Source organism: Streptomyces hebeiensis (assembly GCF_052983195.1).
On record NZ_CM129812.1, the window covers coordinates 5,821,445 to 5,841,576 of the forward strand.

Sequence of the window (20,132 nt, forward strand, 5' to 3'; positions counted from 1 at the left end):
AAAGCGATGGGTAGGACACTCGCGGAGAAGGTCTGGGACGACCATGTCGTCCGGCGCGCAGAGGGCGAGCCCGACCTCCTCTTCATCGATCTGCACCTGCTGCACGAGGTGACCAGCCCCCAGGCCTTCGACGGCCTGCGCAAGAACGGGCGGCGGGTCCGGCGGACCGACCTCACCCTCGCCACCGAGGACCACAACACCCCCACCCTCGACATCGACAAGCCCATCGCGGACCCCGTCTCCCGCGTCCAGCTGGAGACGCTGCGCAAGAACTGCGCGGACTTCGGCGTCCGGCTGCACCCGCTGGGCGACGTCGAGCAGGGCGTCGTCCATGTCGTCGGCCCGCAGCTGGGCCTGACCCAGCCCGGCACGACCGTGGTCTGCGGTGACAGCCACACCTCCACCCACGGCGCGTTCGGCGCGCTGGCGTTCGGCATCGGGACCAGCCAGGTCGAGCACGTCCTGGCCACCCAGACGCTGCCGATGAGCCGCCCCAAAACCATGGCCATCACCATCGAGGGTGAGCCGGCCGACGACGTCACCGCGAAGGACCTGATCCTCGCCGTGATCGCCAAGATCGGTACCGGCGGCGGCCAGGGCTACATCCTCGAATACCGCGGCTCCGCCATCGAGAAGCTCTCGATGGAGGCCCGGATGACCATCTGCAACATGTCCATCGAGGCCGGCGCCCGCGCGGGCATGATCGCTCCGGACGAGACCACCTTCGCCTATCTCCAGGGCCGGGACCACGCCCCCACCGGTGCGGACTGGGACGCGGCGGTCGCGTACTGGAAGACGCTGCGCACCGACGACGACGCGGTCTTCGACGCCGAGGTCTTCATCGACGCCGCCGAACTGGCCCCGTTCGTCACCTGGGGCACCAACCCCGGCCAGGGCGCGCCGCTGTCCGCGCGCGTCCCCGACCCGGCCTCGTACGAGGACGCCTCGGAGCGGTACGCCGCCGAAAAGGCCCTGGAGTACATGGGGTTGACCGCGGGGCAGGCGCTGCGCGACATCACCGTGGACACCGTCTTCGTAGGCTCGTGCACCAACGGCCGCATCGAGGACCTGCGCTCGGCCGCCGGGGTCCTCGACGGCCGCAAAGTCGCCGACGGGGTACGGATGCTGGTCGTTCCCGGCTCGGTACGGGTCGCCCTCCAGGCCGTCGAGGAGGGCCTGGACAAGGTGTTCACCGCCGCGGGAGCGGAGTGGCGGCACGCCGGCTGTTCGATGTGCCTGGGCATGAACCCCGACCAACTCGCGCCCGGCGAGCGCTCGGCGTCCACCTCCAACCGCAACTTCGAGGGCAGGCAGGGCAAGGGCGGCCGTACGCACCTGGTCTCCCCCCAGGTCGCCGCCGCCACCGCCGTGCTGGGCCACCTGGCCTCGCCCGCCGATCTGTCCGGTGCCGACGCCGGTGCCCGTACGCCCGCTGGAGCGCGATAACCATGGAAGCCTTCACCACCCACACCGGCCGTGCCGTCCCGCTGCGCCGCAGCAACGTCGACACGGACCAGATCATCCCGGCCCACTGGCTGAAGAAGGTCACCCGCGACGGTTTCGAGGACGGCCTCTTCGAAGCCTGGCGCAAGGACTCGTCCTTCGTCCTCAACCAGCCCGCGTACCAGGGCGCCACGGTGCTGGTGGCCGGTCCGGACTTCGGTACCGGCTCCTCCCGTGAACACGCTGTGTGGGCTTTGCAGAACTTCGGCTTCAAGGCCGTCATCTCGTCCCGGTTCGCCGATATCTTCCGGGGCAACTCCCTCAAGAACGGCCTGCTGACGGTCGTCCTGGAGCAGCCGGTCGTGGACGCTCTCTGGGAGATCGCGGAGAGCGACCCGACGGCCGAGATCACCGTGGACCTGGAGCAGCGCCAGGTGCGGGCGACCATGCCCGACGGGGCCGCACTTACGGCCGATTTTGAGCTTGACGAGAACTCCCGTTGGCGTCTGCTCAACGGGCTCGACGACATCAGTCTCACCCTCCAGAACGAAGCCGACATCGCCTCGTACGAGGCCACCAGGCCGGCCTTCAAACCGCGTACGATCACTGCCTGATCTGCGTCTTTCCCCTCCTGCACCCCTCACCTTCCGGTGGGGGGTGCAGTTGCTTGTTGAGACCCCGCCGGGCGACAACTCGCCCTAGATGGCACAATCGGCGCATGGACCGTGACGACCAACTCGAGCTCTACGGGTTAGTCGCGGAACAACTCAAAGAAGCGCACGCGAGGGTGCGCGGTCTGCGCGTCACGGACGAGGCGCGGGCAGCGCTGACCCGAAAGCTGCTGGTCATCACGGCAGCGGCGAAACATGATCTGCCCGGCGCGGCAAGGCGGCTGGACCGCTTGATGAAGGACCTGGACGAGGGTCGATTTCCAGAAGGTGACTGACCCGCCGGATCTCGGCCAGGTCGACTTCGTTGCGGCACTAGGGTGATTAGCCCGTTTCGTGTTTGATTTGCGGTATATATCTGCCTAACGTGCGAAAAAGCTTGAACACTTTCGTTCCGGCAATGTCTCCGAAGGGGAAGACGTGAACAAGGCACAGCTCGTAGAAGCGATTGCCGACAAGGTCGGCGGCCGTCAGCAGGCCGCCGACGCGGTGGACGCGGTACTCGACGCGATCGTCCGAGCAGTGGTCGCGGGCGACCGGATCTCGGTCACCGGGTTCGGTTCCTTCGAGAAGGTCGACCGCCCCGCCCGGTACGCGCGCAACCCGCAGACGGGGGAGCGCGTCAGGGTCAAGAAGACCTCGGTGCCGCGCTTCCGCGCCGGCCAGGGCTTCAAGGACCTGGTCAGCGGTTCGAAGAAGCTCCCGAAGAACGACGTCGCGGTGAAGAAGGCGCCCAAGGGCAGCCTCTCGGGCGGTGCTTCCACCCGTACGACCGCCAAGGCCGCGGCGAAGAAGGCGACGGCGAAGAAGGCCACGGCGGCCAAGAAGACCACCGCCAAGAAGGCCACGGCGGCCAAGAAGACCGCCGCCAAGAAGGCGGCGGGGGCCAAGAAGGCCACCGCCAAGCAGGCGGCGGCCGCGAAGAAGGCCACGGGCGCGGCGAAGAAGACCACCGCCAAGAAAACCGCCCCGGCGAAGAAGGCGACGGCCAAGAAGGCGCCCGCTCGAAAGGCGACCGCGCGGACCACGACCGCGAAGAAGACCACCGCAAGGAAGAAGTGAGGCAGAACGCCACACGGCCGTAACGCGCCGGGCCGGGCTCCCCTCGGGGAGCCCGGCCCGCGGCGTTTGGGGGTGCCCGTCGAGACAGTCGGTCCGTGCGACGGCCCTTGACGCGGTCTGTGGGGCGTGCGGTGCGGTCTGTGGGGCGTGTGGGGCGTGAGCGTCACACACGCCGTACGAGGCCGTACGAGAGCCGTACGCACAGCCGTACGCGTCGCAGGGCGGCGCCGCCGACGGCCACGGAGGGTTCGGAACGTTCAGAGAGTCTGGAGCGTCACCAGCGTGATCCGCAGGGTCGGGCCCTCGCCCTCCGTCTCGATCCGTACCCGCTGGCCCACCCGCAGCAGCCGCAGACCGCCCGCGTCGAAGGCCGCCGCGTCGAACTCCACGGGTGTGCCGTCGTCGAGCAGCACACTGCCCGTGCGGGTGGTGGCGTCGAAGGTGTACGAGGTCGCCTGCATCGTCGCAGCGTAACGCCTCCCCGCGAGCGGCCGGGAGGGGCACTGGGCACGGGCGACGGCGCCCCACGCCCCCGGCACGCGCCTCCCGGCCGGGACCGCCGTCGCGCCTCCGCCGCATCGACTCTCCGGACACCGGACGCGCGGCCCGGCCGAAGCGTTCCGCGGCGGCCCGGCGGGTTCAGGCGGCCCCCGGCCGAGGGGCGCCCAGGCCGTCCAGTTCCGCGTAACGCGCCGCCGTGTACGGGCCGAGCCCCAGCTCCGCCGCCGCCAGCAGATCGTTCCCCGTATCGACGTCCCGCCGCACGGAATCCACCCCGGTCAGCGCGATTTCCACGGCGCCGGAGGACAAATGCCGGAGCCGGGAGGGGCCGCCGAAAGCCGGATTCAATTCCGCGTCCGGGGCGGCGGTGAGCAATGTCGTGCCGATTTCGGCGGCGTCCGTGAGAAATGCCCGCGGAAAGGACCGGGCGGCCCGCAGTACCCGCGCCAGCTCGTCGGGGCGGAGCGCCGGAAGATCCGCGTTGAGCGCGGCCACCGCCGCCCCCGGCCGGCCCGCCCGTACGGTCCGCGCGCCGTGCGCCAGCGCCGCGTTGAGACCGCCGCCCGGAGCGTCCGGCACGACACGCGCCCCCAGCGCGGCGAGTTCCACCGCGGCCGTCGGATCGTCCGTGACGACCACCACGTCCCGTACGACGGGGCAGGCCAGGACCGCCGCCACGGTGTCCTGCGCGAAGGCCAGGGCGAGGCGCGGACGCAGCTCGTCGCCCGCCGGCCCCGCGAGTCTGCTCTTGGCCAGCGGCAGCGGCTTGAGAGGGACGACCAGTGACCAGCGGGCCGTCGGGTCGGTGTCCGTGGCGAACTCCCCGTCTCTCTCGTCGTCTCTCTTGTCCGTGCGTGGCCGGCCTCCCATTGTGGCCCGGCGGGCTCCCGGCCCACAGAGGCGGCCCGGAAAGCGAGGCGTACGGTGTTCTCGACAGAGCAGGGGCCCGGGGCCAGACTTGACCCCCGGCAGCCGGGCAGTGGGCCGGGCGAGAAGAGGAAGGTGTCCGAGTGTCCCGCCGTAGGATCGGCTTCTGGTATCGCCTGGCGGCGGTCATCGCGAAACCGCCGTTGCTCGTTCTGCTCAAGCGGGACTGGCAAGGGGCGGAGAACATCCCGGCCGACGGCGGATTCATCACCGCGGTGAACCACAATTCCCATCTCGACCCGTTCGCCTATGCCCACTTCCAGTACAACACCGGCCGCGTCCCGCGCTTCCTCGCCAAGCACGGCCTGTTCACCAAGGGATTCATCGGCGCCGTGATGCGCGGCACCGGCCAGATCCCCGTGTACCGCGAGACCAGCGACGCGCTGAGCGCGTTCCGCGCCGCCATCGACGCGGTGGAGCGCGGCGAGTGCGTGGCCTTCTACCCGGAGGGCACCCTCACCCGCGACCCCGGCCTGTGGCCCATGACCGCGAAGACCGGGGTCGCCCGGGTCGCCCTCCAGACCCGCTGCCCGGTGATCCCCGTCGCCCAGTGGGGCGCCAACCTCGTCCTGCCGCCGTACGCGAAGAAGCCCGATCTCTTCCCGCGCAAGACGCACCGCGTGCTCGTCGGCAAGCCCGTCGACCTCTCCCGCTTCTACGACCGGGAGATCACCCCCGAATTGCTGCGGGAGGCGACCGAGGTCATCATGGCGGCCATCACCGAACTGCTCGCCGAACTGCGCGGCGAGCCGGTGCCCACCGCCCTGTACGACCATCGCCAGGTACGGGCAGAACAGCGGCGCAAGGCCGCGGAAGAGGGGTCCAAGTGACGCGCGTCGCCGTCTTCGGAGCGGGTTCGTGGGGCACGGCGTTCGCCATGATCCTCGCCGACGCGGGGTGCGAGGTGACCGTCTGGGGCCGCCGCCAGGAGGTCGCCGACGCCATCAACACCACCCGTACCAACCCGGACTACCTGCCCGGGTTCGAACTGCCCGACGGGGTACGGGCGACGACCGACCCGGCCGAGGCCGCCCGCGACGCCGAGTTCACCGTGCTCACGGTGCCCTCCCAGACGCTGCGGGAGAACCTCGCGGACTGGGCGCCCGTGCTGCCCTCCGACACCGTGCTCGTCTCGCTCATGAAGGGCGTCGAACTCGGCACCGCCAAGCGGATGAGCGAGGTGATCGAGGAGGTCGCCAAGGCACCCGCCGAGCGGGTCGCGGTGGTCACGGGTCCCAACCTGGCCAAGGAGATCGCCGGGCGGATGCCGGCCGCGGCCGTCGTCGCCTGCCGGGACGAGGAAGTCGCGCGACGGCTCCAGGCCGCCTGCCACACCCCGTACTACCGCCCGTACACCAACACCGACGTCATCGGCTGCGAACTCGGCGGCGCGGTCAAGAACGTGATCGGGCTCGCGGTGGGCATCGCCGACGGCATGGGTCTCGGCGACAACACCAAGGCGTCGCTGATGACCCGGGGCCTGGCCGAGACCACCCGGCTCGGCCTGGCCATGGGCGCCGACCCGCACACCTTCTCCGGGCTGGCCGGCATGGGCGACCTGATCGCCACCTGCTCCTCGCCGCTCTCCCGCAACCACACGTTCGGCACCAACCTCGGCCGGGGCATGACCCTCCAGGAGACCATCGCGGTCACCAAGCAGACCGCGGAGGGCGTCAAGTCCTGTGAGTCGGTGCTGGATCTGGCGCGGCGCCATGACGTCGACATGCCGATCACGGAGACCGTCGTGGACATCGTGCACAGCGGGAAGCCGCCGCTGGTCGCGCTGCGGGAACTGATGTCGCGCAGCGCCAAGCCCGAACGCCGCTGAAGGGGCCCCCTTTTTTCCAGGGCTCGGTTCGCCTCCGGGGCGCTTGCTGCATCCATCAGCGGCCTCCGGCCGCGGCCACTGTCGACGGTCGACCGTGCTCGGTTTGCCCACGCGGCGGAGCCGCACATCGACGCTGCCTCACAAACCTCCGCCACGCGGCGGAGCCGCACATCGAGCACAGCCTCCCTTTCGACAGCGGCGCGCCCCTTCGGCTCACTCGCCGGCGGACGTGGCTACCCCGGACGTACCGTCCACCCCCGGCGGGCGTGCCGCGAGTCCGCGGTCCGCGCCCCGGAGGTGGACCGCGCACTCAGAAAACCCACCCCGCGCCGTCAACGCTGACGCGGGCCCTACCAACAGGTACCCTCAACGCGATATGAGCAGCGAGAACTCCTCCCAGAGCCCTGAGCAGCCGCTCCGCAAGCCGCGCGTGGCCGTCGTCTTCGGCGGACGCAGCTCCGAGCACGCCATCTCGGTGGTCACGGCGGGTGCCGTCCTCGGCGCCATCGACCGTACGAAGTACGACGTCCTGCCGATCGGCATCACCACCGACGGCCGCTGGGCGCTCACCGCCGACGACCCCGGGCGGATGGCCATCGCGGACCGCGCTCTGCCCAGCGTCGAGCAGATCGCCGAGTCCACGGAGGGCGGGGTCCTCCTGCCCCTCGACCCCGGGAGCCGGGAGGTCGTCTACAGTGAGCCCGGCTCGGTGCCCAAGGTGCTCGGTGACGTCGATGTCGTCTTCCCCGTGCTGCACGGGCCCTACGGTGAGGACGGCACCCTCCAGGGCCTGCTGGAGCTCTCCGGCATTCCCTACGTCGGCGCGGGCGTCCTCGCCTCGGCCGTCGGGCAGGACAAGGAGTACATGAAGCGGGTGTTCACCTCCTTCGGGCTGTCTGTCGGCCCGTACCTGGTGATCAGGCCGCGGGAGTGGGAGCGGGGTCCCGCGGGCGCGGAGGGAGCGGATGCCCGCAAGAAGATCGTCGACTTCGCCGCCGAGCACGGCTGGCCGCTGTTCGTGAAGCCCGCCCGCGCCGGTTCGTCCATGGGCATCAGCAAGGTCGACGGCCCCGCGGACCTGGACGACGCGATCGCCGAGGCCCAGCGCCACGACCCCAAGATCGTGATCGAGGCGCTGCTGCGCGGCCGGGAGATCGAGTGCGGGGTGCTGGAGTTCGAGGACGGGCCGCGGGCCAGCCTCCCGGCCGAGATCCCGCCCGTCAGCGCCCATGACTTCTACGACTTCGAGGCCAAGTACATCGACTCGGCGGCCGGCCTGGTGCCCGCGCCGCTCACCGAGGCGCAGACGGCCGAGGTCCAGCGGCTCGCGGTCGAGGCGTTCGACGCGGCCTCCTGCGAGGGGCTGGTGCGGGCCGACTTCTTCCTCACCGAGGAAGGCGAGTTCGTCATCAACGAGATCAACACCATGCCCGGGTTCACGCCGATCTCCATGTATCCGCGGATGTGGCAGGAGAGCGGAGTGAGCTACCCGGAGCTGGTGGACCGGCTGATCCAGGCGGCGTTGCGCCGGCCGACGGGGCTGCGCTGAGCGGTCCGGGAAGCGTACGGGGCGGTATCGGTGCCGGGCCCGGCGGCTGCGCCGGGCCCGGCACCGGATCGTCCGTACGGGCCGTCCGGCCGCGCCCCGGCTGACGGACCGGCCCGTGTGCCGCGGAGTCGCCGGTGGCCCGGACTCGCCGGTCCCCAGCGGCTCGTCAGGGTCGGTCCGCGCCGTTCCGTTCCGTACGGGCATGTGTGTACGCGCGCGGCCGGGCCCGGGTTCGTCAGACGCTCGGTGGGATGGTCTCGCGGACCGGTGCCGCCAGTGCCGCGAGCGGTGTGGAGTCATGGGTGAACCGCTCGTCCATCGTCACCTCCACATACGTCTTGCGGTACGTGGAGGTGAAACGCGGCCCCGACTCCCGCTCTTCGAGCATCCAGTTGACGCCGTCCGCCTCCACCGCGTCCGCCTGGGGGTCGCTCATCCTCTCGGGCCGGGGAACGCCACACCGCAGCACGATGGCCCCGCCGCCCCATTGGGCGGTCAGATCGGACGCGGGGTCGGTGTCGCCGCGTTCCAGGCCCGCGATCTCCCCCGGCAGTTCCTCGTGCAGGGCACGGCAGAGGGCCGCCTCCCCGGCCGACGGACCGGGAACCGTCACCGGTGCCGGGGCGTCCGTGGAGGAACAGCCCGCCACGGCCACGAACAGGACGACGGCGGGCAGGCGGCGGAGCGGACGGCCGGATAGCCTGCGCGGGGACGGGCGGCGGGAGGAAGTCACCGGCCCAGCCTAGACGGGGGCTACAGATGCACGACGGGGCAGGTCAGGGTGCGGGTGATGCCTTCCACTTGCTGGACTTTGGCGACGACCATGCGGCCCAGTCCGTCCACGGTGTCGGACTGTGCGCGCACGATCACGTCATAGGGGCCTGTGACGTCCTCGGCCTGGATCACTCCCGGGATCTTGGAGATGGTCTCGGCGACCGTCGTCGCCTTGCCCACCTCGGTCTGGATGAGGATGTACGCCTGTACCACGGAACCTCCAGGGCGGCCACGAGGATCATGTGGGAGAAGAGACGCCACGGTATCGCGTCGCCGACGGCCGAGGGGAGACCCGTACGCCCGGTGGCGTCGGCGGTGTGGCAGACGGAAGAGGAAGTCGACGTCCGGTACGGACGTCGCACCCGGACGTTCCGGCAGGGACGTCCGACATGACGCTACCGACAGCAGTCAGGGCCCGCGACCGCAGGTGCGGCCCGGTGAAGAGAGGGGAGACTCGGTGAAGGGAACCGTGGGCGAGTTGGGGGAGTTCGGGCTCATCAGGGAGCTCACCTCCCGGCTCACCACCACCCCGGCGGTGCGGCTGGGGCCGGGCGACGACGCCGCGGTCGTGGCGGCACCGGACCGGCGGGTCGTGGCGAGTACGGACCTGCTCCTGGAGGGACGGCACTTCCGCCGCGACTGGTCGACGGCCTACGACGTCGGCCGCAAGGCCGCCGCGCAGAACCTGGCGGACATCGCGGCCATGGGCGCGGTGCCCACCGCGCTGCTGCTCGGGCTGGTCGTCCCGGCCGAACTCCCGGTCACCTGGCCCACCGAGCTGATGGACGGCCTCAGGGACGAGTGCCAGGTCGCCGGCGCGGCCGTGGTCGGCGGCGATGTCGTGGGCGGGGACACCATCACCATCTCCATCACGGCGCTCGGCGATCTGCGCAACCACGACCCGGTGACCCGGGCGGGCGCGCAGCCGGGCGACGTCGTCGCGTACACCGGCTGGCTGGGCTGGTCGGCGGCGGGGCACGCCGTGCTCTCCCGCGGCTTCCGCTCGCCCCGCGCGTTCGTGGAGGCCCACCGCAGGCCGGAGCCGCCGTACCACGCGGGCCCTGCGGCGGCCGGACTCGGCGCCACGGCGATGACGGACGTCAGCGACGGGCTGGTCGCAGACCTCGGGCACATCGCGGAGGCCAGCAAGGTCCGGATCGATCTGCGGTCAGGTCTGATCGACATCCCGACGCAGATGAACGACATCGGTCAGGCGGTGGGCATCGACCCGATCCAGTGGGTGCTGACCGGGGGCGAGGACCACGCGATCGTCGCCACGTTCCCGCCGGACGTGAAGCTGCCTGCCCGGTGGAAGGTGATCGGCGAGGTGCTCAACCCCTCGGCGCTGCCGCAGGTGACGGTGGACGGGGCACCGTGGACGAGGAAGGGCGGCTGGGACCACTTCGGGGACGTCGAGGACGACCTGGACGACCTGTAGGCCCGCGGGGACCGGGACGGAACAAGGGCCGCGGGGCCCGGAGCGGGCCGGTCCGCGCGATCCGGACGGTGCCGGGTGGAGCCGGACGGCGCCGGGTGGAGCCGGACGGCGCCGAGTAGATTCGGGTCCATGCCGATATCCGCGCCCGTGCCGCCCTCCTCGCCCGTGCCGCCTCGTGTCCTCACCGTCGCCGGTTCGGACTCCGGCGGCGGCGCGGGCATCCAGGCCGACCTGAAGACGATGCTGGCGTTCGGGGTGCACGGGATGAGCGTGCTCACCGCCGTCACCGCGCAGAACTCCCAAGGGGTACAGGGCGTCTGGGAGCTGCCCGTCGAGGCCGTACGGGCCCAGTACCGCAGTGTCGTCGACGACATCGGGGTCCAGGCCGTGAAGACCGGCATGCTCTCCTCCGCCGAGGTGGTCCAGGCCGTCGCCGAACTGCTCGCCGGGACCGACGCCCCGGTGGTCGTCGACCCCGTCGGTGTCTCCAAGCACGGCGATCCGCTGCTGGCCGCGTCCGCCCTGGACACCGTACGGACCCGGCTGCTGCCCGCCGCGACCGTCGCCACCCCCAACCTGGACGAGGTGGCCCAGCTCACCGGCGTACGGGTGGAGGACGAGAAGGGACTGCGGCGCGCGGCCGACGCCGTGCTCGCGTTCGGGCCGCGCTGGGCGCTGATCAAGGGCGGGCACCTGCGGGGAGACGCCGTGGACCTGTTGTGCGACGGCTCGGAGGAGCACTGGCTGCGCGCTCCGCGCCTGGACAACCGGCATACGCACGGCACGGGCTGCACCTACGCGTCGGCCGTCGCCGCGGGACTCGCGAGCGGCCAGGGGGTCGTCGAGGCGGTACGGGCGGCCAAGGAATATGTGACCGGTGCCATCGCGCGGGGGTTCGCGCTGGGTGCCGGCATCGGTCCGGTGGACCACGCGTGGCGCTCACGCTGACACGGAGCGTGCGCGCCCCGAGCGCGGCAAAAAGCCGGTCCACCGAGGTGGACCGGCCCTTCAAGGCAACCGCAGGGGCTGCGCCACGACGCAGGCGTCAGCGCGAGACCTTGCCGGCCTTGATGCAGGAAGTGCAGACGTTGAGCCGCTTCGGCGTCCGACCGACCACGGCACGCACACGCTGGATGTTCGGGTTCCAGCGACGAGACGTACGGCGGTGCGAGTGCGAAATGTTGTTGCCGAAGCCCGGCCCCTTGCCGCATACGTCGCAGTTGGCAGCCACGGGTCACTCCAAAGACTTCAGATGCACGTACAGAGAAATCCGGCTGGCCGGAATCAGTGACTGATGTGGCGTGGCCGGGGGATTGGCCCGATTGGTGTCGGGCAACCGCAGCAGCATACAACGGCTGCCGCAGCAGGAGAAAACTATACCCTCCATGCATCGGGCATCCCGGCCGCTCAAGGAGGATCATCAGGTGCCGCAGACCCTCGACGCCGCAGCCGTACGGAACTGGTGCGCGCTGGCGCTGGAGGCCCTCGGCCGGGAACGCGAGGAGATCGACGCGATCAATGTCTATCCGGTCGCGGACGGTGACACCGGCACCAATCTCTACCTGACCGTGGAGTCGGCGGCCCAGGCGGTCGAGGCGGTGTTCGCCGCGCACGAGACCGGGGGGACGGAGCCGGCCGCCGCCGACGTCGTGCGGGCCATGGCGCACGGCGCGCTGATCGGGGCCCGGGGGAACTCGGGGACGATCCTGGCGCAGCTGCTGCGCGGGATGGCGGACGGACCGGCGGAGGCGGCCGCGGGCCCGGCCGCCGAGTACGGCAGCCGGCTCGGTCCCGCGCTGCGGCGGGCGGCCGAGCTGGCCCGTGAGGCCGTCGCGCATCCGGTCGAGGGAACGATTCTGAGCGTGGCCGAGGCGGCGGCGGAGGCGGCGTGCGCCACCGACCCGGAAACCGGCGCCGGGGGCCCGCCGGACGACGGGACCGCCGTGCGCGCGGCCTACGCGGGCGCGCGCACCGCGCTCGACGCCACCCCGGACCAGCTCGCCGTCCTGGACCGGGCGGGCGTGGTGGACGCGGGGGGACGCGGACTGCTCACGGTGTTCGGTGCCCTGGTGCGGGCGGTGACGGGCGAGGTGCCCACGCCCCCGCCGACGGCCTTCCGCCGGCGCCGGAAGGACGCTGTCGACGAGAAGGGCGGCCGACCGGACGGACCCGGTGGATCCGGGGACCACGGGCGGCACGGCACGCACGTGGGGTGCGAGGACACGGAGGGGGCCGATCCGCACGCCGCGGCGGACGGGCCGGCCTTCGAGGTGATCTATCTGCTGGAGGCGGAGGACGACGCCGTGGCCCGGCTGCGTCGGCGCCTCGACGCTCTCGGGGACTCCCTGGTCGTCGTGGGCGGCGACGGGCTGTGGAACGTCCATGTGCACGTGGACGACGCGGGGGCCGCCGTGGAGGCGGGGGTCGAGGCGGGCCGGCCGTACCGCATCCGCATCACCCACTTCGGTGCCGCCCCGGCCGGGCCGGCACCGCGTCCCCAGGAGCGGGCGCAGCGCGCCGTGGTCGCCGTGGTGCCCGGTGAAGGGCTCGCGAAGCTGTGCGCGCGGGCCGGCGCCACGACGGTGCTCGCGCGCCCGGGGGAGGCGCCGGCCAGCGGAGAGCTGGTCGAGGCGATCCGGCGCGCGCACGCCCACGAGGTGGTGCTGCTGCCGAACGACACCGAACTGCGGCACACCGCCGCCGCGGCCGCGGAGCAGGCGCGCGCGGAAGGCGTACGGGTCGCCCTCGTGCCGAGCCGGGCCGCAGTCCAGGGCATCGCCGCGCTCGCGGTGCACCAGCCCGACCGCCGCTTCGACGAGGACGTGGTGGCGATGACCGCCGCCGCGGGTGCCACGCGGTACGCCGAACTCGCCGTCGCGGAACGGCAGTCGTGGACCTCGGCCGGGGTCTGCCAGGCGGGGGACGTGCTCGGACTGATCGACGGCGACGTGGCGGTGATCGGCGTGGACCTCGCCGCCACGTCGGAGGCGGTCCTGGGCCGGATGCTGGCCGCGGGTGGCGAGCTGGTGACGCTGGTCCTCGCCGACGGGGTGCCGCAGTCGCTGGCCGACCGCCTGGAGGCGTACGTACGGGAGCGGCACCTGGCGGTCGACACGGTCGTCTACCGCGGCGGACCGCAGTCGCCACCGCTGCTCGTCGGGGTGGAGTAGCGGGCGGGGGAGCGGCCGGTGCCCGCGGCACGGCTGTGAGCTGCCGTGCCGCCGGGGTGCGCGACGTTTGTCAGTGCGGTGGTGTGCAATGGATCCCGTGTCCGCGCTGGATGAACCTCTCAAGAAGACGCTCGGCCCCGCCACCGCGAAGGTGATGGCCGAGCACCTGGACCTGCACACGGTCGGCGATCTGCTGCACCACTACCCCCGGCGCTACGAGGAGCGCGGCAGGCTGACCCCGCTGTCCGACCTGCCGCTGGACGAGGACGTCACGGTGGTCGCCCAGGTCGCCGACTCCCGGATCCACACGTTCAACCAGGGCCGGGGACAGCGCCTGGAGATCACCCTGACCGACGGCAGCGGCCGGCTCCAGCTGGTCTTCTTCGGCCGGGGCCTGCACAAGCCGCACAAGGAGCTGCCGCCGGGCAGCCGGGGCATGTTCGCGGGCAAGGTGTCCGTCTTCAACCGCAAGCTCCAGCTCGCGCACCCCACGTACGTCCCGCTCGGCAGGAGCGGCGACGCGGAGGACACCGAGGAGGCCGTGGACGCGTTCGCGGGCAAGCTGATCCCGATCTACCCGGCCTGCAAGGGCATGGAGTCCTGGAAGATCACCAAGGCGGTGGACGCGGTGCTGCCGAGGGCGGGCGAGGCGGTCGATCCGCTGCCGGAGGCGCTGCGCGCGGGGCGCGGCTTCGTGCCGCTGCCGGAGGCGCTGCTCAAGGTGCACCGGCCGGAGAACCGGGCGGACATCGAGGACGCGAGGACGCGCCTGAAGTGGGACGAGGCGTTCGTGCTCCAGGTCGCGCTGGCCCGGCGGCGGTTCGCGGACAGCCAGTTGCCGGCCGTGCCGCGCGAGCCGGTGGCGGGCGGGGTGCTGGACGCGTTCGACGCCCGGCTCCCGTTCACGCTGACGGAGGGACAGCGCAAGGTCACGGCGGAGATCTTCGCGGACCTCGCGACCGAGCACCCGATGCACCGGCTGCTCCAGGGAGAGGTCGGCTCGGGCAAGACGCTGGTCGCGCTGCGGGCGATGCTCGCGACGGTCGACGCGGGCGGTCAGGCCGCGATGCTGGCGCCCACCGAGGTCCTCGCCCAGCAGCACCACCGTTCGATCACGGAGATGATGGGGGAACTGGCCCAAGGCGGGATGCTCGGCGGGGCGGAGCAGGCCACGAAGGTGGTGCTGCTCACCGGCTCCATGGGCGCGGCGGCACGGCGGCAGGCGCTGCTGGACCTGGTCACCGGCGAGGCGGGGATCGTGATCGGCACACACGCCCTGATCGAGGACAAGGTGCGCTTCCACGACCTGGGCCTGGTGGTGGTGGACGAGCAGCACCGCTTCGGTGTGGAGCAGCGCGACGCGCTCCGTTCCAAGGGCAAGCAGCCGCCGCACCTGCTGGTCATGACCGCCACGCCCATTCCCCGCACGGTCGCGATGACCGTCTTCGGGGACCTGGAGACCTCCGTACTGGACCAGCTCCCGGCCGGCCGCTCGCCGATCGCCAGCCATGTGGTCCCGGCGCTGGACAAGCCGCACTTCCTGGCGCGGGCCTGGGAGCGGGTGCGGGAGGAGGTCGCCAAGGGGCACCAGGCGTACGTCGTCTGCCCGCGCATCGGCGACGCCGAGGACGAGAAGGCCGAGAGCGGCGGGAAGGGCGGAAAGGCCGAGAAGGCGGGGAAGAAGGCCGGCCAGTCGGCCGAGGACGAGGCGGAGAAGCGGCCCCCGCTCGCGGTTCTGGAGGTCACCGGGCAACTGAGGGCGGGACCGCTGGCGGGCCTGGCGGTGGAGGTCCTGCACGGGCGGATGCAGCCCGACGACAAGGACGCGGTGATGCGCCGGTTCGCGGCGGGCGAGGTGGACGTGCTCGTGGCGACGACGGTCATCGAGGTCGGGGTGAACGTGCCCAACGCCACGGCGATGGTGATCATGGACGCGGACCGGTTCGGGGTCTCGCAGCTGCACCAGCTGCGCGGCCGGGTGGGCCGCGGCTCGGCGCCCGGCCTGTGTCTGCTGGTCACGGACATGCCGGAGGCGAGCCCCGCCCGGGCCCGGCTCGGCGCGGTCGCCGCCACGCTGGACGGCTTCGAGCTGTCCCGGATCGACCTCGAACAGCGCCGCGAGGGCGACGTCCTCGGTCAGGCCCAGTCCGGTGTGCGGTCCTCGCTGCGGATGCTGGCGGTGATCGACGACGAGGAGGTCATCGCGGCGGCCCGGGAGGAGGCCGTGGCGGTGGTGACCAAGGACCCGGACCTGACGCACTCCCCGGAGCTGCGCACGGCCCTGGACGCCCTCTTGGACGCGGAACGGGAGCAGTACCTTGACAAGGGGTGACAAAGGGTGACAGGGGATGACGAGCGCTGACAAGGGCCTGAAGGGCCGAGAAGGGTCGACAAGGGCCGTGCCCGCGGTGTGACGCACGGGACGGCCGGGCCTTCCGTGACGGGCGGCGATGTCACGGCGCTCTCAGGTGCGCGCGAACGGCCCGCCGACGGACGGGTCGCGGCGCGCGGGCCTGGGTGGCGCCGGCGTGCCCGCGGCGAAAGGAGTGAGGGACAGTGGCCGAGTCGATTCCCGCCGATCCCGACGAGGACGACGCCGTCCGGCGCGTCCGGGAACGGAACGCGGCGTTCGCCGAACTGGACCGTAGGCCGGCGGCGTACGAGGTCCACGGGCCGGTCACCGTGACCGTGTGCGGCGAGCGCTTCGAGGTGCCCCTGACGGTCCCGGACGTGCGGGCCGCGCTGCCCGAGCGGCTGCGCGGGGAGTTCGACGCGGAGTTCGCCGCCGCGCCGCCCAACGCTCTTGGAGCGCTCGTCCGCAAGTGGGCCCTGGAGGTCATCCCCGGCGACGCGATCGACCGGGTGGACGTCCTCCTGCGCGCCGGGCAACAGGCCGCCGGCGGTTCGGGGACGGCCGCCGCGTGGGGTACCGCGTCGCCTGCGCCCCGGCCGTCGAACAGGCCCTGGGAAAGCTCGCCGGCCCCGACGCCTTCCGGGCCGCCGTCGCACGCACGATCGGCGCCCAGCCGTACGGACACGGCTCCACGCGGGTCGACGGCGACAGGGACCGGCGGGAGGCCGTCGTCTCCGGCGCGATCATCCGCTACGTCGTCTCCTCCGGAATCCTGACCGTCACCGTGGTCCGCCTCATCCCGGCCCCCCCTGGCCGCCTTGCGATCACACGCACCGGACGCCGCTCCTTGACGGGCAAACCTTGCCGGTTGCCCGTCCCGGCACTGGAAGACTCCTCTCGCGTGCGCTCCGGCCTGCTCACCCCGCGTACGCCATATCGTGGAGGGGTACCCGTGGCCCACCGGCCACCGGCCACCGGCCCACCAGCCCACAAGAACGAGGACCCACGCCCATGACCCGCGTGATCGCCGGGACCGCCGGCGGACGCCGACTGGCCGTGCCGCCCGGCAACGGCACCCGTCCCACCTCCGACCGGGCGCGCGAGGGCCTCTTCTCCAGCTGGGAATCGCTCCTCGGTGGCTTCGACGGCATCCGGGTCGCCGACCTGTACGCCGGGTCCGGCGCCGTCGGCCTCGAAGCCCTCTCGCGCGGGGCCGCCCACGCGCTGCTCGTCGAGGCCGACGCGCGCGCCGCGCGCACCGTACGGGCGAACGTGGCCGCGCTCGCGCTGCCCGGCGCCGAGGTGCGGGCCGGCAAGGCCGAACAGGTCGTCCAGGGCCCACCGCCGAGCCTCCCCTACGACCTCGTCTTCCTCGATCCGCCGTACGCCGTCGCCGATGACGATCTCCGGGAGATCCTGCTCACACTCCGCACCGGGGGCTGGCTCGCCGCCGCCGCCGTCGCCACCGTTGAACGCAGCACCAGGGGCGGGGAGTTCGGCTGGCCGGAGGGGTTCGAACCCGTGCGTTCGCGCCGCTACGGCGAGGGAACGCTTTGGTACGGTCGCGCCGCCTCTCGTAGTGAAGCAGCACGATGACCGGACCGGAGAGCGAGGGAATTCAGGTGCGCCGCGCCGTCTGTCCGGGGTCCTTCGACCCCATCACCAATGGCCATCTCGACATCATCGCCCGCGCCTCCAAGCTGTACGACGTCGTACACGTCGCGGTGATGATCAACAAGTCCAAGAAGGGCCTGTTCACGATCGACGAGCGGATCGCCCTGATCCGTGAGGCCACCGCCGAGTTCGGCAATGTCCAGGTCGAGTCCTTCCACGGGCTGCTCGTCGACTTCTGCAAGGAGCGCGACATCCCCGCCATCGTCAAGGGGCTGCGAGCGGTCAGCGACTTCGACTACGAACTCCAGATGGCGCAGATGAACAACGGGCTCTCGGGCGTCGAGACCCTGTTCGTCCCCACCAACCCCACCTACAGCTTCCTCTCCTCCTCCCTGGTCAAGGAGGTGGCGACCTGGGGCGGTGACGTCTCCCACCTGCTGCCTCCGGCCGTGCACAGCGCGCTGCTCGAACGCCTGCGCGCGCGTTGACGACCGGCGCGGCGGGCTGACGGCCCGTCATCCGGTGTCCGAGGGGCCGCCGCTGGCCGTACAGTCGTTGCGTCCGTCTCCCAACCAGCTGTAGAGAGTGGCGAGCACACGGTGGACGTGCAGAAGAAGCTCGACGAGATCGTCGACACGGTGGGCAGTGCCCGCTCGATGCCCATGTCGGCCTCCTGCGTGGTGAACCGCGCCGAACTGCTCGCGATGCTCGAAGAGGTGCGGGAGGCGCTCCCCGGCTCGCTGGCGCAGGCCCAGGAGCTGATCGGCGGCCGTGAACAGATGGCCGAGCAGGCCCGGCAGGAGGCCGGGCGGATCCTCGAGGCGGCGCGCGCCGAGCGCGCCACGCTGCTGGCCGGGACCGCGATCGCCCGCCAGTCCCAGGAGGAGGCCGACCGGATCCTCGCCGAGGCCCGCAGGGAGGCCGAGGAGATCCGGGCGGAGGCCGACGACTACGTCGACTCCAAGCTCGCCAACTTCGAGGTCGTCCTCACCAAGACCATCGGCTCGGTCGACCGGGGCCGCGAGAAGCTGCTCGGCCGCTCGCCCGGCACCGGCGGCGAGGACGACGACGCCCCCGAGTACAGCTCGGACCCGGCGACCCTGGTCGGCCGTGCCGACGAGTACGTCGACGCCAAGCTCGGCGCCTTCGAGGCCGTGCTGTCCAAGACCCTCGAGGCGGTCGGCCGCGGCAGGCAGAAGCTGCACGGCCGGATCGCCACCGACGAACTCGGCGCGCACATGGCGGCCCAGGACGCGGCCGGCCCGCAGGGCCGCACCAGCGACGCCGACTACCTCGCGGGCCTCGCCGGGACGCCCGGGGACGCCGCGGCGGACCTCGGGGCCGGCGCCCGGGCACCGGGGGCCCCCGCGCCCGTACCGGCGCCCCCGCAGCCGCCGGCCGCCCCAGTGGTTCCCGAGGCCCCGCCCGCCGTCCCCGACCCCTACATGGACCCCGCCTACGCCCAGTCGGACGCCGGATACCAGGACCCCGGGCAGGGCTATCCGGGCATGGCCCAGGGCACGGGCTACCAGGACCCCGGTTACGCCGGGTCCGGCTACGCCGCGTACCAGCAGCAGGACGCCGCGTACGGTGGCTATCAGCAGCAGCCCTACGGCTACGAGCAGCAGGGCTACGGCCCGGACTACGGCTGGCAGCAGCCCGCCGGCCAGTCCCAGCAGCCCGCCCTGCCCGCGGGGACCGGCCGGCCGGAGCAGTCGGCCCTCGACGAGACCAGCTTCTTCGACACCAGCATGATCGACATGGACCAGCTGCGCCGGTACGAGCAGGGGCGCTGAGCCCACCGTCGACGGACGGCGGAACACGGCGGACACCGCCGGTCAGGGAGGACCGGATTGGGCCTACGGCGACCGGTCCAGTACCCTGGCTCTTCGGTCGCGTGTACACCCGCGGCCCCGGCTGCCCGCTTCGCCTCCGCGACGACGGCGGCCCCCGACCCCACGATCCGAAAGCGGGAAAAGCCCTGAACGCGCGCCTCGACCACCGCAATCCCCTCGTGTTCGACACACACGAGCTGGGGCGGCGGCCCGGTGCGCTCCAGAAGCTGAAGCGCTCGGTCCCCGCGCCCCTCGACCTCGGGATCGCCGGGGTGATCGAGGTGCCCCGGGGCGGACCCGTGGAGCTGGACCTCCGTCTCGAGTCCGTCATGGAGGGGGTGCTCGTCACGGGCACCGCCCGCGCGACGGCCGAGGGGGAGTGCGTAAGGTGTCTGGAGCCGCTGGGCCACGAGGTGACGGCGGACTTCCAGGAGCTGTTCTCGTACCACGAAGTCGACGACCGGGGCCGCGTCCGCGCGGAGCCGGAGGACGACGAGGACGAGGACACGCTGTTCGTCGAGGACGGCCTGTTCGACCTCGAACCCGTGCTGCGTGATGCGGTGGTGCTCACACTGCCGATGCAGCCGGTGTGCCGGGAGGACTGCGCCGGCCTGTGTTCCGAATGCGGGATCAGGCTGGACGAGAATCCGGGCCACCACCACGATGCCGTCGACATCCGTTGGGCGGCATTGCAAGAACTCGCCGAGACCGTCACGGACGGCGAGAAGGACGACATGGGCGGCGCCGAAGCGGGCGTCGACAAGAAGCAGGAGAAGTAGCCGTGGCTGTTCCGAAGCGGAAGATGTCGCGCAGCAACACGCGCCACCGCCGGTCGCAGTGGAAGGCTGCGGTCCCCACCCTGGTGGCGTGCGAGCGCTGCCAGGAGCCGAAGCTCCAGCACATCGCGTGCCCGAGCTGCGGCACGTACAACAAGCGCCAGGTCCTCGAGGTCTGAGCGGCTGGTGAGAGG

The 20,132-nt window shown here is 72.0% G+C and carries 22 protein-coding genes; 17 read left to right on the top strand and 5 right to left on the bottom strand.

The features are described 5' to 3' along the window. The first annotated feature begins 6 nt into the window (after window positions 1-6). From leuC to ACU6P3_RS25010, 4 genes are all read left to right on the top strand, one after another. Window positions 7-1,446: a 3-isopropylmalate dehydratase large subunit gene (gene leuC, locus ACU6P3_RS24995; protein ID WP_447194205.1), complete on the top strand. Its 1,440-nt coding sequence runs from the start codon at window positions 7-9 to the stop codon at window positions 1,444-1,446. A gap of 2 nt (window positions 1,447-1,448) precedes the next feature. Further along, a complete protein-coding gene (leuD, locus tag ACU6P3_RS25000) occupies window positions 1,449-2,057 on the top strand; it encodes a 3-isopropylmalate dehydratase small subunit (protein WP_447194206.1) in 609 nt (202 codons plus the stop codon). Window positions 2,058-2,161: 104 nt separating this feature from the next. Beyond that, a complete protein-coding gene (locus tag ACU6P3_RS25005) occupies window positions 2,162-2,389 on the top strand; it encodes an SCO5555 family protein (RefSeq protein WP_030753477.1) in 228 nt (75 codons plus the stop codon). A 142-nt stretch (window positions 2,390-2,531) separates the two neighbouring features. Beyond that, window positions 2,532-3,173, top strand: a complete 642-nt coding sequence (locus ACU6P3_RS25010) for an HU family DNA-binding protein (RefSeq protein ID WP_447194207.1) — start codon at window positions 2,532-2,534, stop codon at window positions 3,171-3,173. Window positions 3,174-3,430: 257 nt separating this feature from the next. On the opposite strand, the gene ACU6P3_RS25015 is transcribed toward ACU6P3_RS25010, so the two are convergent. Both ACU6P3_RS25015 and cofC read right to left on the bottom strand, forming a co-directional pair. After that, window positions 3,431-3,634 (bottom strand): hypothetical protein, encoded by a 204-nt coding sequence (locus tag ACU6P3_RS25015; protein ID WP_447194208.1) that lies wholly within the window; start codon window positions 3,632-3,634, stop codon window positions 3,431-3,433. A gap of 178 nt (window positions 3,635-3,812) precedes the next feature. After that, window positions 3,813-4,544, bottom strand: a complete 732-nt coding sequence (gene cofC, locus ACU6P3_RS25020) for a 2-phospho-L-lactate guanylyltransferase (protein ID WP_447194209.1) — start codon at window positions 4,542-4,544, stop codon at window positions 3,813-3,815. A 140-nt stretch (window positions 4,545-4,684) separates the two neighbouring features. Here cofC and ACU6P3_RS25025 point away from each other — a divergent pair, with 140 nt between their 5' ends. From ACU6P3_RS25025 to ACU6P3_RS25035, 3 genes are all read left to right on the top strand, one after another. After that, window positions 4,685-5,431 carry a lysophospholipid acyltransferase family protein gene (locus tag ACU6P3_RS25025; protein WP_030753487.1) on the top strand — a complete coding sequence of 249 codons (747 nt, stop codon included), beginning with the start codon at window positions 4,685-4,687 and terminating at the stop codon, window positions 5,429-5,431. Then, a complete protein-coding gene (locus ACU6P3_RS25030) occupies window positions 5,428-6,429 on the top strand; it encodes an NAD(P)H-dependent glycerol-3-phosphate dehydrogenase (RefSeq protein WP_447194210.1) in 1,002 nt (333 codons plus the stop codon). Before ACU6P3_RS25025 ends, ACU6P3_RS25030 begins: the two co-directional genes overlap by 4 nt. A 376-nt stretch (window positions 6,430-6,805) precedes the next feature. Next, the gene (locus ACU6P3_RS25035; protein ID WP_447194211.1) at window positions 6,806-7,978 is read left to right on the top strand and encodes a D-alanine--D-alanine ligase family protein; all 1,173 of its coding nucleotides are present in this window, start codon (window positions 6,806-6,808) and stop codon (window positions 7,976-7,978) included. 235 nt (window positions 7,979-8,213) lie between these two features. Here the strand turns inward: ACU6P3_RS25035 and ACU6P3_RS25040 are convergent, their stop codons facing one another. Both ACU6P3_RS25040 and ACU6P3_RS25045 read right to left on the bottom strand, forming a co-directional pair. Beyond that, window positions 8,214-8,711: a DUF3515 domain-containing protein gene (locus ACU6P3_RS25040; protein ID WP_447194212.1), complete on the bottom strand. Its 498-nt coding sequence runs from the start codon at window positions 8,709-8,711 to the stop codon at window positions 8,214-8,216. Between the two features lie 20 nt (window positions 8,712-8,731). Continuing rightward, window positions 8,732-8,965: an Lrp/AsnC ligand binding domain-containing protein gene (locus ACU6P3_RS25045; protein ID WP_344271165.1), complete on the bottom strand. Its 234-nt coding sequence runs from the start codon at window positions 8,963-8,965 to the stop codon at window positions 8,732-8,734. A gap of 244 nt (window positions 8,966-9,209) precedes the next feature. Between ACU6P3_RS25045 and ACU6P3_RS25050 the strand changes: the two genes are divergently transcribed. Further along, window positions 9,210-10,190: a thiamine-phosphate kinase gene (locus ACU6P3_RS25050; RefSeq protein WP_352085585.1), complete on the top strand. Its 981-nt coding sequence runs from the start codon at window positions 9,210-9,212 to the stop codon at window positions 10,188-10,190. A gap of 135 nt (window positions 10,191-10,325) precedes the next feature. Next, window positions 10,326-11,138: a bifunctional hydroxymethylpyrimidine kinase/phosphomethylpyrimidine kinase gene (thiD, locus tag ACU6P3_RS25055; protein WP_447198063.1), complete on the top strand. Its 813-nt coding sequence runs from the start codon at window positions 10,326-10,328 to the stop codon at window positions 11,136-11,138. 97 nt (window positions 11,139-11,235) lie between these two features. On the opposite strand, the gene rpmB is transcribed toward thiD, so the two are convergent. Next, entirely contained in the window at window positions 11,236-11,421 is a 186-nt protein-coding gene (gene rpmB, locus ACU6P3_RS25060) for a 50S ribosomal protein L28 (RefSeq protein WP_003957616.1), read from the bottom strand. Between the two features lie 154 nt (window positions 11,422-11,575). Between rpmB and fakA the strand changes: the two genes are divergently transcribed. The 8 genes from fakA (at window position 11,576) to rpmF (ending at window position 20,117) form a co-directional block, all read left to right on the top strand. Then, window positions 11,576-13,360 (top strand): fatty acid kinase ATP-binding subunit FakA, encoded by a 1,785-nt coding sequence (gene fakA, locus ACU6P3_RS25065; protein WP_447194213.1) that lies wholly within the window; start codon window positions 11,576-11,578, stop codon window positions 13,358-13,360. Between the two features lie 88 nt (window positions 13,361-13,448). Continuing rightward, window positions 13,449-15,692 (top strand): ATP-dependent DNA helicase RecG, encoded by a 2,244-nt coding sequence (gene recG / locus ACU6P3_RS25070; protein ID WP_447194214.1) that lies wholly within the window; start codon window positions 13,449-13,451, stop codon window positions 15,690-15,692. Window positions 15,693-15,916: 224 nt separating this feature from the next. Next, complete coding sequence (locus tag ACU6P3_RS25075; protein ID WP_447194215.1) at window positions 15,917-16,489, top strand: hypothetical protein; 573 nt, start codon at window positions 15,917-15,919, stop codon at window positions 16,487-16,489. A gap of 235 nt (window positions 16,490-16,724) precedes the next feature. Further along, window positions 16,725-17,309: a 16S rRNA (guanine(966)-N(2))-methyltransferase RsmD gene (rsmD, locus tag ACU6P3_RS25080; protein WP_447194216.1), complete on the top strand. Its 585-nt coding sequence runs from the start codon at window positions 16,725-16,727 to the stop codon at window positions 17,307-17,309. Window positions 17,310-17,335: 26 nt separating this feature from the next. Beyond that, the gene (coaD, locus tag ACU6P3_RS25085) at window positions 17,336-17,815 is read left to right on the top strand and encodes a pantetheine-phosphate adenylyltransferase (RefSeq protein WP_037804377.1); all 480 of its coding nucleotides are present in this window, start codon (window positions 17,336-17,338) and stop codon (window positions 17,813-17,815) included. A 111-nt stretch (window positions 17,816-17,926) separates the two neighbouring features. Beyond that, on the top strand, window positions 17,927-19,123 hold the full coding sequence (locus ACU6P3_RS25090) for a F0F1 ATP synthase subunit B (RefSeq protein WP_447194217.1): 1,197 nt from the start codon (window positions 17,927-17,929) through the stop codon (window positions 19,121-19,123). 185 nt (window positions 19,124-19,308) lie between these two features. Next, complete coding sequence (locus ACU6P3_RS25095) at window positions 19,309-19,941, top strand: YceD family protein (RefSeq protein WP_447198064.1); 633 nt, start codon at window positions 19,309-19,311, stop codon at window positions 19,939-19,941. A gap of 2 nt (window positions 19,942-19,943) precedes the next feature. Beyond that, complete coding sequence (rpmF, locus tag ACU6P3_RS25100; RefSeq protein WP_030753522.1) at window positions 19,944-20,117, top strand: 50S ribosomal protein L32; 174 nt, start codon at window positions 19,944-19,946, stop codon at window positions 20,115-20,117. The last annotated feature ends 15 nt before the right edge of the window (window positions 20,118-20,132 follow it).

Bases quoted from the DNA above. Each gene is read 5' to 3' on its own strand.
- leuC (WP_447194205.1), top strand. From the start codon at position 7: ATGGGTAGGACACTCGCGGAGAAGGTCTGGGACGACCATGTCGTCCGG.
- leuD (WP_447194206.1), top strand. From the start codon at position 1,449: ATGGAAGCCTTCACCACCCACACCGGCCGTGCCGTCCCGCTGCGCCGC.
- ACU6P3_RS25005 (WP_030753477.1), top strand. From the start codon at position 2,162: ATGGACCGTGACGACCAACTCGAGCTCTACGGGTTAGTCGCGGAACAA.
- ACU6P3_RS25015 (WP_447194208.1), bottom strand. From the start codon at position 3,634: ATGCAGGCGACCTCGTACACCTTCGACGCCACCACCCGCACGGGCAGT.
- cofC (WP_447194209.1), bottom strand. From the start codon at position 4,544: ATGGGAGGCCGGCCACGCACGGACAAGAGAGACGACGAGAGAGACGGG.
- ACU6P3_RS25035 (WP_447194211.1), top strand. From the start codon at position 6,806: ATGAGCAGCGAGAACTCCTCCCAGAGCCCTGAGCAGCCGCTCCGCAAG.
- fakA (WP_447194213.1), top strand. From the start codon at position 11,576: ATGCATCGGGCATCCCGGCCGCTCAAGGAGGATCATCAGGTGCCGCAG.
- recG (WP_447194214.1), top strand. From the start codon at position 13,449: ATGGATCCCGTGTCCGCGCTGGATGAACCTCTCAAGAAGACGCTCGGC.
- rsmD (WP_447194216.1), top strand. From the start codon at position 16,725: ATGACCCGCGTGATCGCCGGGACCGCCGGCGGACGCCGACTGGCCGTG.